This is a genomic window from Pantoea sp. EKM103V, assembly GCF_011800365.1.
Classification (GTDB): domain Bacteria; phylum Pseudomonadota; class Gammaproteobacteria; order Enterobacterales; family Enterobacteriaceae; genus Pantoea; species Pantoea anthophila.
The window spans coordinates 18,154-30,198 of the sequence record NZ_JAALFQ010000009.1 but is presented as its reverse complement, the minus strand read 5'-3'; the positions used below and the strand labels follow the sequence as shown (position 1 = coordinate 30,198).

11 protein-coding genes are annotated in these 12,045 nt (G+C 60.6%); 6 read left to right on the top strand and 5 right to left on the bottom strand.

What is annotated here, in order from left to right; all coding sequences use genetic code 11:
• Window positions 1-53 precede the first annotated feature (53 nt).
• Complete coding sequence (gene mgtU, locus HFD97_RS22505) at window positions 54-140, bottom strand: magnesium transporter protection protein MgtU (RefSeq protein WP_350769224.1); 87 nt, start codon at window positions 138-140, stop codon at window positions 54-56.
• A gap of 10 nt (window positions 141-150) precedes the next feature.
• The gene (gene mgtA / locus HFD97_RS16615) at window positions 151-2,853 is read right to left on the bottom strand and encodes a magnesium-translocating P-type ATPase (protein WP_167431248.1); all 2,703 of its coding nucleotides are present in this window, start codon (window positions 2,851-2,853) and stop codon (window positions 151-153) included.
• 657 nt (window positions 2,854-3,510) lie between these two features.
• Here mgtA and HFD97_RS16610 point away from each other — a divergent pair.
• The 6 genes from HFD97_RS16610 (at window position 3,511) to speG (ending at window position 9,180) form a co-directional block, all read left to right on the top strand.
• Window positions 3,511-5,079 carry an ABC transporter substrate-binding protein gene (locus HFD97_RS16610; protein WP_009088577.1) on the top strand — a complete coding sequence of 523 codons (1,569 nt, stop codon included), beginning with the start codon at window positions 3,511-3,513 and terminating at the stop codon, window positions 5,077-5,079.
• On the top strand, window positions 5,079-6,131 hold the full coding sequence (locus HFD97_RS16605) for an ABC transporter permease (RefSeq protein WP_046102403.1): 1,053 nt from the start codon (window positions 5,079-5,081) through the stop codon (window positions 6,129-6,131). The genes HFD97_RS16610 and HFD97_RS16605 overlap by 1 nt, the downstream gene beginning before the upstream one ends.
• On the top strand, window positions 6,128-6,985 hold the full coding sequence (locus HFD97_RS16600) for an ABC transporter permease (protein ID WP_009088573.1): 858 nt from the start codon (window positions 6,128-6,130) through the stop codon (window positions 6,983-6,985). The genes HFD97_RS16605 and HFD97_RS16600 overlap by 4 nt, the downstream gene beginning before the upstream one ends.
• Window positions 6,975-7,805, top strand: a complete 831-nt coding sequence (locus HFD97_RS16595) for an ABC transporter ATP-binding protein (RefSeq protein ID WP_058957961.1) — start codon at window positions 6,975-6,977, stop codon at window positions 7,803-7,805. Before HFD97_RS16600 ends, HFD97_RS16595 begins: the two co-directional genes overlap by 11 nt.
• Window positions 7,798-8,475 carry an ABC transporter ATP-binding protein gene (locus tag HFD97_RS16590; protein ID WP_167431247.1) on the top strand — a complete coding sequence of 226 codons (678 nt, stop codon included), beginning with the start codon at window positions 7,798-7,800 and terminating at the stop codon, window positions 8,473-8,475. Before HFD97_RS16595 ends, HFD97_RS16590 begins: the two co-directional genes overlap by 8 nt.
• A 159-nt stretch (window positions 8,476-8,634) precedes the next feature.
• Window positions 8,635-9,180, top strand: coding sequence for a spermidine N1-acetyltransferase (speG, locus tag HFD97_RS16585; RefSeq protein WP_009088567.1), 546 nt, complete (start codon window positions 8,635-8,637; stop codon window positions 9,178-9,180).
• On the opposite strand, the gene HFD97_RS16580 is transcribed toward speG, so the two are convergent.
• From HFD97_RS16580 to mmuP, 3 genes are all read right to left on the bottom strand, one after another.
• A complete protein-coding gene (locus HFD97_RS16580; RefSeq protein ID WP_009088566.1) occupies window positions 9,181-9,600 on the bottom strand; it encodes a hypothetical protein in 420 nt (139 codons plus the stop codon).
• Window positions 9,601-9,686: 86 nt separating this feature from the next.
• Window positions 9,687-10,622 carry a homocysteine S-methyltransferase gene (mmuM, locus tag HFD97_RS16575; RefSeq protein ID WP_167431246.1) on the bottom strand — a complete coding sequence of 312 codons (936 nt, stop codon included), beginning with the start codon at window positions 10,620-10,622 and terminating at the stop codon, window positions 9,687-9,689.
• On the bottom strand, window positions 10,612-12,021 hold the full coding sequence (gene mmuP, locus HFD97_RS16570) for an S-methylmethionine permease (RefSeq protein WP_009088562.1): 1,410 nt from the start codon (window positions 12,019-12,021) through the stop codon (window positions 10,612-10,614). The genes mmuM and mmuP overlap by 11 nt, the downstream gene beginning before the upstream one ends.
• Window positions 12,022-12,045 lie beyond the last annotated feature (24 nt).

The following is a 12,045-nucleotide window of genomic DNA, read 5'->3' as shown; positions in this document are numbered from 1 at the left end:
CCGCCAGTAAAAACGGCAGCGAGTCATCTCGCTGCCGCACGCTCTTTCTTCTGTCACCGCACCAGAACCGTCAGCGCAATCAGGGTGACGCCGATAATCATGACGCTGACAAAAACGCGATCCAGCCTGCTTTTTTTCATCTTCCCCTCCTCAGAACCACTGACCGAAACGACGGATGTAGAGACGTTTCATGCCCTGCGCCACCAGGCAGTAGCTGAACAGCGTCAGCACCAGCCAGGGGAAATATTGCCAGGGCAGCGGCACCAGTCCGACCATCGCGCCCAGCGGTGAGAACGGAATCAGGATGCCCAGCGCCATGATCGCCAGCGTCGTCAGCATCACCGGCAAGGTGGCGCGACTCTGGATAAACGGAATCTTCCGGGTACGCAGCATATGCACCACCAGCGTCTGCGACAGTAGTCCCTCAATAAACCAGCCGGACTGGAACAGTGACTGCACGCCCGCATGGTTCGCGCTGAAGACAAACCACATCAGCGCAAAGGTGGTGATATCAAAAATCGACGAGGTTGGCCCCATCCACAGCATAAAGCGTTTGATATTGCCGGCATCCCATTTGCGCGGCTTGTTCAGGAACTCACGGTCAACCTTGTCCCACGGCAGCGCCAGCTGGGAGACGTCATACATCAGATTCTGAATCAGCAGATGAATCGACAGCATCGGCAGAAACGGAATAAAGGCACTGGCGACCAGCAGCGAGAAAACGTTGCCGAAGTTCGAGCTGGCGGTCATGTTGAGATACTTAATGATGTTGCCAAAGGTCTCACGTCCCTTTAATACCCCCTCGTTCAGCACCTGCAGATCTTTCTCCAGCAGGATGATGTCTGACGAGGCTTTCGCCACATCCGCCGCGCTGTCTACGGAAATCCCGGTGTCGGCCGTCCGCAGCGCAGGCGCGTCGTTAATACCATCGCCCAGAAATCCCACGGTATGACCGTTCTGCTGCAGCAGGCGCACCAGACGTGATTTCTGCAGCGGCGTCAGCTTGGCAAACAGGGTGCAGCGTTCCGCCTCCAGTGCCAGCTGCGTGTCGTCCATCGCCTCAATCTGTTCGCCGGTCAGCATCGCCGGATCGGTCAGCCCGACATCGGCACAGACCCGCTGCGTCACCAGGGGGTTATCCCCGGTCAGCACTTTCACCGCCACGCCGCTGTCGCGCAGGGCTTTAATCGCCTTACCGGCGCTGGCTTTCGGTGGATCGCGGAAGGTCAGCATTCCCTGGATAACCAGATCGCGCTCATCACTTTCGCTGAGCGGCGCGTGCAGTTCATCATCACGGGTCGCCACCAGCAGCACCCGATAGCCCTGCTGATGGTAGCGTTCGGTCTGCGCCAGCAGCGCCTCGCGCTGTGCCACATCCAGCGCGACGACTTCATCGCCCTGCCGGACGGCGATGCTCACCGCCAGCATCTCTTCCACCGCCCCTTTGCAGATCAGCTGTGAGCAATGCTGCGCCAGATCTTCCACCAGCACCGAAACGCGGCGGCGGGTAAAATCGAATGGCACCTCATCGATCAGCTGATACTGGCTGCGCCGGGTCTGTGAAATAACCTTGTCTCCGGCGCAGAGCACGGCGCGATCCATCAGGTTTTTTGCGCCACTCTGGCTGCCGCTGTTGAGCCAGGCCAGCAGCAGCACCTCCGCATCCTCCGCGCCCCGGGTGTCCAGATGATGCGCCAGCAGAATGGTGTCCTGAGTCAGCGTGCCGGTTTTGTCGGTGCAGAGCACATCCATCGCACCGAGGTTCTGAATGGCATTGAGCTTTTTAACGATCACTTTGCGGCGTGACATCGCAATGGCGCCTTTTGCCAGGTTGGCGCTGACAATCATCGGCAGCATTTCCGGGGTCAGCCCGACCGCCACCGCCAGCGCAAACAGCGTCGCATCCATCCAGTCGCCTTTGGTAAAGCCGTTGATCAGCAGCACCACCGGCACCATCACCAGCATAAAGCGGATCAGCAGTTTACTGACGCTGTTAACGCCGCGATCAAAAGCGGTCTGCGGACGGCTGCCGGTCAGCGAGGAGGCCAGTGAGCCAAACCAGGTGTCACCACCGGTCGCCACCACCACGGCACTGGCGGTGCCGCTGGCCACGCTGGTACCCATCAGGCAGATGTTGGCTGACGCCAGCAGCTCCTGATCGGTTCGGTCATGGGCGTCGATACCGGCATCCAGGCTCTGTTTCTCCACCGGCAGTGACTCTCCGGTCAGCACCGCTTCGCTGATGAACAGATTGCGTGAACTCAGCAGCCGGACATCCGCAGGCACCTGATCGCCGGTGCTGAGCAGAATAATATCGCCCGGCACCAGTTCGCTCATATCCACATCCTGACGCTGTGCGGTTTCACTGTCCGCCTCGCGCCGCAGCACGGTGACCTGGCTGCGCACCAGAGACTGCAGTGCCTGCGCCGCGCGGTTGGTGCGGAACTCCTGCCAGAAACGCAGCAGGCCACTCAGCGTTACCATCGTGCAGATGATGATCACCCCGGAGAGATCGGTCTCCTGACCGGCGCGCAGCGGCAGTATGTAGTCGGTAAACAGGCTGACCAGCGCCAGGACCAGCAGAACATAGATAAACGGGTTGTTAAACGCCATCAGCAGCTGCACCAGCGCCGGTGGCGCTTTCTCATGGGCCACTTCATTGCGGCCATAGGTGGCCAGGCGTTTCGCCGCTTCAGCCTGGGTCAGCCCCTGGCGATGCGTGCGCAGGTTCGCCAGCGTCATCTCAACGTGCTGCCCTGCCTGCCGGGTCACGGCAAATGTTTTTTTACTTTTTTTATCGTTGCGGTTGCCGGAAGCGAGGATGGCAGCCTGTTCCAGTTTCATGTCGCTCATTTCGACATCTCCCTGTTTTAAAGCAATGGTTGTCCTGCGCGCAAAATAACGTGCATGGATAAAACCTGGCGTAGCCGGGTTATTTAATGAGGCGACCCTGAGAAATGAACACGCGTTTCTGACGGCGCAGAAAATAATGTCGCGCGCAGCGAAGCGTGACGCTGTTTAAACACAGCGTAATCCGGGTCTGATATCAGCGGTCGGGCGCAGCCTGAGCTACGCCAGACGAGGCGGAGGAAAAAGGGCTAAGATAAACAGCAGCATAACGCGCACTCCCAAGGGCAACGGGAAATTATTAAGGAGCGCGATCGGGAATTAAAACGGGGGATCGCTGCTCGCCGGTTGGCAAGCAGCAGAGAAAATTCAGCTTGCCAGAATAATCGTTAATTCAGGGTGACTGTCCAACGGAATACTCCAGTAGTGAGATGCCGCTATTATAAGAAGAGCGGGATTGCGGTAAAGCCGTTTCGCGGGAAATAACCGCTTCGTTGAGGTTCTGTTTCTGCTCAGCCTGCCGCTTCGCTAACAACGCCGTTACGCTGTTATAACCACAACCCATCGCTTATAACTTTAAGGCATATGATTAGCCCATATTCGACTATTCTTCACATCGGCCCTTTCGTAAACTCGCGTAACTTTCTAAGGCAAGGAAATTTCATGAAAACTATAATTCCATCACTGCTGGCGCTGACGCTGGCTGCCTCCTTCACAGCCCAGGCCGCCACACCCAAAGATACGCTGGTCATCGCGCAGTCCACAGACGATGCAGACAGCTTTGACCCGGCAAAAGGCTTTGAACTGACCAGCGTTCAGGCCTTCACCAACATCTATCAGCGCCTGGTCCAGTCTGACCCGCAGAACCCGGTGGATCTGAAGCCGACGCTGGCGACCGCCTGGCAGCCTGGCAGCGACAACCGCAGTCTGACCTTTGAACTGCGCAAAGATGCGAAGTTCTCTACCGGCAACCCTGTGCGTCCGGAAGATGTGATCTTCTCGCTGGGCCGCGTGGTCAAACTGAACCTGGACCCCTCTTTCATTCTGACGCAGCTCGGCTGGACCAAAGAGAACGTCGATGGCTTCCTGAAAAAGGTCGATGACAACCATGTGCAGATCAGCTGGACCGCCAACGTCAGCCCGACCTACGTTCTGAGCCTGCTCTCCGCACCGGTCTCCTCAATCGTCGATGAGAAAACCGCGATGGCGAACCAGAAAAATGGCGACTTCGGTAACGCCTGGCTGGCCACCCACTCTGCGGGCAGCGGCCCGTATCAGATCCGTAAAGTGGTCATGCATCAGGTGGTGCTGCTGAGTGCCAACCCGACCTCACCGGCGGGCGCACCCAAAATGAAAAACATCCTGATCAAAAACGTGCCGGAACCGGCCGCGCGTCGTCTGCTGCTGGAACAGGGTGATGCGGATATCGCCCGTAACCTGGGCGCTGACCAGATCGCCGCGCTGAACGGCAAAGCGGGCGTGAAGACCGAAGCGATCCCGATGGCGTCGCTCTACTACATCCAGTTCAACATCGGCGCGAACGACACGCTGAAGAACCCGGCCTTCTGGGAAGCGGCGCGCTACCTGTGGGATTACAAAGGCATCGCCAATGAGCTGCTGAAAGGCCAGTTCGACGTGCATCAGTCCTTCCTGCCCAAAGGCTTCCTGGGCGCGATCAACGACACGCCTTACAGCTACGATCCGGAAAAAGCCAAAGCGATTCTGAAGAAAGCGGGCCTGACCAACGTGACCTTTAAGCTCTCCACCAGCAACCAGCCGCCTTATCTGGATATCGCGCAGGCGCTGCAGGGCAGCTTCGCCAAAGGCGGCGTGAAGGTCGAAGTGGTGCCGGGCCTGAGCTCCGAAGTCTCCACCAACGTGAAGGCGCATAAGTATGAAGCGACGCTGAACGCCTGGGGCTCTGACTATTTTGATCCCAACACCAATGCCGCCTCCTTTGCCTACAATCCGGAAGATGGCAGCAAAACCATTGCTTACCGTTCAGACTGGCACATTCCTGAGCTGAACAAGCAGGTGATTGCGGCGACCGCCGAAAGCGATCCGAAAAAACGGGTGGCACTGTATGAAGCGATGCAGCGTGAAGTGATGAAGAACTCACCTTACGTGATTGGGATGCAGGCGAAGAACCTCATCGCCCTGCGCGACAACCTGAAAGGCTATGTCCAGGGCATCAACCCTGACATGGTGTATTACTCGCAGGTCACCAAGTAATGGCTCAGTCTGTTCCTTCAGCCGGGTTCGCCCGGCTTTTTTGGCAGCGGGGCGGGCGTCTGCTCGGCAGCGTGCTGTCGCTGCTGGTGACGCTGCTCGGCCTGCTCGCCTTTACCTTTATGCTGTCGCATCTCTCACCGATCGATCCGGTGCAGCAGATCGCGGGCGATCACGCCAGTGAAGCGACCTATGCGCAGGTGCGTCACGACCTCGGTCTTGACCAGCCGGTGCTGACACAGTTCTGGCGCTACATTGAACATCTGGCGCAGGGCGACCTCGGTGTCTCCCGCCTGACGAATCAGTCGGTGAGCAGCGACCTGATGTCCACCTTCCCGGCCACCATTGAGCTGGCCACCTGTGCGATGATCTTCGCGGTTATCTTCGGCGTCACGCTGGCGCTGCTGGCGGCCTGGAAACCGGGCAGCTGGATCGACAACCTCGCCCGCTTTATCTCCCTGCTCGGCTACTCGGTGCCGGTGTTCTGGCTCGGCCTGCTGGGTCTGCTGCTCTTTTATGCGGTGCTGCACTGGTCTGCCGGACCGGGACGGCTGGATGACATCTGGGTCTATACCCTGGAGCCGAAAACCGGCTTTGTGCTGATCGACAGCTGGCTGTCGGGTGAACCGGAGATGTTCCGCAACGCGATTGCGCACCTCTGGCTGCCGGTGGTGATTCTGGGCCTGCTGGCGATGGCGGGCATTACCCGCCTGCTGCGTGCCGCGCTGCTGGAAGAGAGCAGCAAAGAGTATGTGGTGCTGGCGCGAGCCAAAGGCGCGGGTCGGGTACGCATCCTGCTGCGTCACATCTTCCCCAACGTGCTGGGGACGCTGGTGACGGTTATCGCCCTATCCTACGCCACGCTGCTGGAAGGCTCGGTGCTGACCGAAACCGTCTTCGCCTGGCCGGGTGTGGGCCGCTATATGACCAACGCACTCTTCTCCGGCGACGTGCCGGCGATTCTGGGCTCAACCCTGTTAATCGGCGGCTGCTTTATTCTGATTAACACCCTGGCGGATGTTTTAACCTGGTTAACCGATCCGAGAACCCGATGACGCAACAACTCTCTGAACTCGAAACGCTGCGACCACGCCGTCGCCGTCAACGCGTTACCTCGTTAACCGTTGGGCTGACGCTGGTGGCGATCCTGATTCTGATGGCGCTGTTAGCCCCGCTGATTGCGCCGTTCGATCCCAATCTGCAGACCATGTCGAGCCGCCTGCTGCCGCCTTCGGCGCAGCACTGGTTCGGCACCGACGGCTTTGGCCGCGATCTGCTGTCGCGCGTGATTTATGGCGCGCGCCCTACCCTGTTGCTGGTGTCGCTGATTCTGGTGCTGACCATTCCGGCCGGGCTGCTGATCGGCATCACCGCCGGGTATGTGGGCGGCTGGACGGAGCGCGTGCTGATGCGCATTACCGATATCTTCCTGTCGCTGCCGAACCTGGTCATCGCGCTGGCACTGGTGGCGATTCTCGGCCCCGGCCTGATGAACGGCGCGCTGGCGCTGGCGCTAACCAGCTGGCCGCCGTTTGCCCGCCAGGCGCGCGCGGAAACCCTGGCGCTGCGCCGCAGCGACTACCTGGCCGCCGCGCGGATGCAGGGTATTACCGGCTTTCGCCTGATGTTCGGTCACATTCTGCCGCTCTGCCTGCCGACCGCCGTGGTGCGCGCCGCGCTGAGCCTCGGCGGAATTATTCTGGCCGCTGCCGGACTCGGTTTCCTTGGCATGGGCGTTCAGCCGCCGACGGCAGAATGGGGGTCGATGGTGGCCGAAGGCAGTAAAGTGATCTTCGATCAGTGGTGGGTAGCTGCCGCACCGGGCGCGGCGATTCTGTTTGCCAGCCTGGCCTTTAACCTGACAGGCGATGGCCTGCGCGACCGACTGGATACCCGTCATGCAAAATAATCTGCTCTCTGCTGAGGGGCTGACCATTCGCAGCGATGATGCGCTGCTGGTCGACAACATCACCTTTTCCGTGGGCCGCGAACGCGTGGCGCTGGTCGGTGAGTCCGGTTCCGGTAAGTCCCTGACTGCCCGCAGCCTGATGGGCTTACTCTCTCCGGCGCTGCATCTGCAGGCCAGCCAGCTGCAGGTCGCGGGCGAAAATGCGCTGACGCTGAGTGAGCGCCACTGGAGCCAGCTGCGCGGTAACCGCGTGGCGATGGTGATGCAGGACCCGAAATATGCCCTGAACCCGACGCGCACCATCGGCTGGCAGGTGGAGGAGCCGCTGATCCTGCATCGCCGCCTGAGCCGTGCCGAGCGCAAAGAGAAGGTGTGTGAGATGCTGGATGCGGTCGGCCTGCCCGACCCGCGTCGCCTGATGCAGCACTATCCGCATCAGCTCTCGGGCGGCATGGGCCAGCGCGTGATGCTGGCCATCGCCTTGATCACCGATCCCGACTTCCTGATTGCCGATGAACCCACCTCCGCGCTGGATCATGCGATGCGCGATCAGGTGCTGGCGCTGATCCGCGGTCTGGTGGAGGCACGCAACATGGGTCTGCTGCTGATCAGCCACGACCTGCAGCAGGTGTCGGAACATTGCGAACGGGTGATGGTGATGTACAAGGGCCGGCTACTCGATACGCTGCCTGCCGCTGACCTGCCCCGCGCGACCCACCCCTACACCCGCACGCTGTGGGCCTGCCGGCCGGGCAAGGCGACCCACGGCCAGGCGTTACCGGTGCTGGACCGCGCTGCACTGGAGGCGAATCATGATTGAGCTTGCGAATTTAAGCGTCGCCCATAAGCAGGGCTACGAGCTGCGCACCGTGGTGCATGAGGTTAACCTCACGGTCAGAGCGGGTGAGTGCTTTGGCCTGGTCGGCCCGTCCGGCTGCGGCAAGTCGTCGCTGCTGTGGGTGCTGGCGGGGCTGAACCCGCACTGGCAGGGTCAGATGCAGCTGGCCGGTCATCAGGTCCAGCCCGGCAAAGCCTTCACCGGCGCGCTGCGACAGGAAGTGCAGATGGTGTTTCAGGACCCCTATGCCTCACTGCATCCGCGGCACCGTCTGCGCCGCACGCTGGCGGAGCCGCTGAAGCTGTTGAAACGCGATAACATCAACGACCGTATCGATCAGGGTTTCCGTCACGTCGGGCTGGACCCGGCGCTGGCCGATCGCTATCCGCATCAGCTTTCGGGTGGTCAGCGTCAGCGCGTCGCCATCGTGCGCGCCCTGCTGCTGCAGCCGAAGATCCTGCTGCTGGATGAGCCGACGTCGGCGCTGGATATGTCCGTGCAGGCGGAGATCCTCAACCTGCTTAACGATCTGAAACGGCTGGATGGTCTGACCATGGTGCTGGTCAGCCACGATCCCGATGTGATCGATCACATGTGCGATCGCGCCGTGCGCATGGCGCAGGGTCGCATCATCGAAGAGATCACCGCCTGATCGCCGGCCGGACGGCGCCGCTCCGCTGTCCGGCCCCTTCTGCTCCGCCTCTGCCCGCCTTATCGTCTCCTCCTGTTCATTACGGCTCGCGCTTCCCGCCTGCTCAGGCTCTGCCGTTGCGGTATACTCGCGACGACGTTTTTAACAAGGAGTCTGACGATGACGGTAAAACTGCGTCCGCTGGAGCGGGAAGATCTGCATTTTGTCCATCAGCTGGATAACAACGCCAGCGTGATGCGCTACTGGTTCGAGGAGCCCTATGAGGCGTTTGTGGAGTTGTCCGATCTCTACAACAAGCACATTCACGATCAGACCGAACGTCGCTTTGTGGTGGAGCATGACGGCCAGAAAGCGGGACTGGTTGAGCTGGTTGAGATTAACCATGTGCACCGCCGCGCCGAGTTTCAGATCATCATCGATCCGGCCCATCAGGGCAAAGGGCTGGCCACACAGGCGGCGAAGCTGGCGATGGATTACGGCTTTTCGGTACTGAATCTCTACAAGCTCTACCTGATTGTGGATCAGGAGAACGAAAAGGCGATTCACATCTACACCAAACTCGGCTTCGAAATCGAAGGCGTGCTGAAGCATGAGTTCTTTATCAACGGGGAGTACCGCAACACCATCCGCATGTGCATTTTCCAGCATCAGTATCTGGAACGCCACAAAACGCCAGGCGGAATGGTGAAGCCGACCGCGCAGTAATCAGCCGCGCGCGCCAACCGGGTTCATAAAGGGACGCGGATGTTCCGGCTTGAGGTCATACATGCCGCCGTAGAAGGGGTCGACCAGCAGCCAGCCGGGGAAACCGCCCAGCGGAATGTTGCCCAGCAGATACCAGAGGTTAGCGCGTGCTTCGATAGGCACCGTGACCGGCACGTAGCCCGGACTTTCCAGCATCAGCAGGTAGTGCTTTTTGCCGAAGTAGCGGCCGGTGGATTTGGCCAGTTCAACGGTCTGGGGCGTGAAACCCTGCGCCACCGCATAGCCGCGCTCATCCTGCACGGTAAAACGCGCGCCCTGCGGCAGAGAGTCAATGCGCACCAGTTGGGTTTCATTGCCGACAATGGTGGCGCAGCCGCTGAGCAGCAGCGCGGCGGCCAGAGCCAGAATTCGCTGTTTCATAGAGGGGGTCCACAGAGTGATCAGTGATCAGAGTGTAGTCCTCCCTCTCCGCCTCAATCGGGCTATCATCGCCCGATTCCGGCAGCTTATTGCGGTTGACAAGTGCGGGCGATGGCCGCGATGTCGCCCGGTGAGGTGCGGCAGCAGCCGCCAATCAGCCGGGCACCCGCCTGTTGCCACTCGGCCAGCTTGTCATGCAGGGTGCAGCCCGACGGCGCAGAATGCCAGGTTTTGCTGCCGGCATCATACTGCTCGCCGGAGTTGGGATAGACCACCAGCGGTTTGTCGGTCAGGGTCTGCAACTGCTGCAGGGCGGGCGTTACGCTCTCCAGCGCCACGCAGTTGACCCCCAGCGCCACTACCTGTGGCTGCTGATTCAGCCAGCTCACCACCTCTGCCAGCGGCGTGCCGTCGCTGATGTGTCCGGCGTCACGCAGCGTAAACGAGAACCATGCGCGGGCGTCAGGGAACTCAGCCAGCAGCTTCACCAGCGCCTGCGCCTCGGCAAAGGAAGGCAGGGTTTCACAGGCCAGCAGATCGGCTCCTGCCGCCAGTAGCGCCTGCACGCGCGGGCGGTGGAACGCCATCATCTCCGCTTCCAGCAGCGCATAATCCCCGCGATACTCCGATCCGTCCGCCAGGAAAGCGCCATAAGGCCCCACCGAGCCTGCCACCAGCAGCGTTTTCGCATCGGGCCGCACCGCCAGATAGTCGTGACGGGCGCGCTGCGCCAGTTCAACACTGCGGGCGATCAGCGCCAGCGACGCTTCCTCACTCAGGCCACGCGTGGCAAAGCCCTGCGGGGTCGCCTGGTAGCTGGCGGTGATGGCGCAGCGGGCACCCGCCACAAAGTAGTCGTAGTGCACCTGATAGATCAGCTCAGGATCCTCCATCAGCACTTTGGCCGACCACAAGGCATCGGCAAGCTGACAGCCGCGCGCTTCCAGCTCGGTGGCCAGCGCGCCATCCAGAATCAGCAGCGGTGACTCTGTTAAAGCCTGCGCGACAGGGTTATACGACATCATTGGCCTCCTCAGGCTTCGGGGATGATTTGTGGGTCAGATGGTACGCGGCGTAGCAGAACAGCACAAACGGGATGCCACACCACAGGGCGATGCGCTGTGTCGGATCAAACGCCAGGCCGACGCACGCCAGCAGGCAGAGCAGGAAGCCGAGAACAGGCGTCAGCGGATAGAGCGGCGCGCGGTAGGCGAGATCGGCCAGCGATTTGCCCTGCTGAAGGTGACGGCGACGGAACACAAAGTGCGAGGCGCAGATGCTGAGCCAGACCGCCACCACGGCAAAGCCGGAGATGGCCGACAGCGCCACAAATACCGTGTCAGGCGCGACCACGCTGGAGATCAGCGCCAGCAGGCCGCCGATCATGCTGACGGTCAGCGCCAGCAGCGGCACACCACGTCGGTTCACCTTCGCAAAGGCACGTGGCAGCGTGTTTTCATTAGCCAGCGACCAGAGCATACGTCCCGACGCATAGAGGCCGGAGTTGGCCGCTGACAGAATGGCCGTCAGGATCACGAAGTTGATGATATCCGCGGCCCAGGGCACACCGATCTTTTCAAACACCAGCACAAACGGGCTTTTCACAATACCGGCCTGATCCATCGGGATCAGCGCCGCCAGCACCAGCACCGTGCCGATGAAAAAGAGGATTAATCGGGCCACCGTGGTACGAATCGCCAGCGGCAGTACCTTCTGCGGCTGCTGGGTTTCACCGGCGGCAATCCCGATCAACTCGGTGCCGGAGAAGGCAAAGTTCACCGCCACCATGGTCATCAGGATAGGCAGCACGCCGTTGGGCAGCCAGCCGTGCGCCGTGAGGTTACTCAGACCGGGTGCAGGCGTGCCATCTTTCATCGGGATAAAGCCAAACATCGCCGCCGCGCCGAGCAGGATAAAGGCGATGATGGTGACCACCTTGATTAGCGAGAACCAGAACTCCCCTTCGGCGAAGAAGCGGGCAGAAACCACGTTCAGCAGATAGATGGCGCAGCAGAATACCAGGCACCAGACCCACACCGGCACCTGCGGGAACCAGTACTGCATACAGAAGCCCGCCGCCGTCAGGCTGGAGCCCAGCGCCACCGTCCAGGTCAGCCAGTAGAGCCAGGCCACGGTGTAGCCGGTCGCCGGACTGAGATAACGCGCCGCATAGACGTGGAACGCGCCCGTTTCCGGCATCGCCACCGACAGTTCACCCAGACAGACCATCACCAGCCAGACCACCAGCGCCCCAATCAGATAGGCGAGCAGCGTGCCTGCGGCCCCGGTGGTGGAGATGATATAGCCGGTGTTGAAAAAGAGGCCGGTGCCGATGACACCGCCCAGCGATAACATCACCAGATGGCGGACTTTCATGGTGCGTTTAAATTGTTGCTGCGGGGAAGTTGGCTGTTCGCTCATCAATTTTATCCGTATGGACGTCTA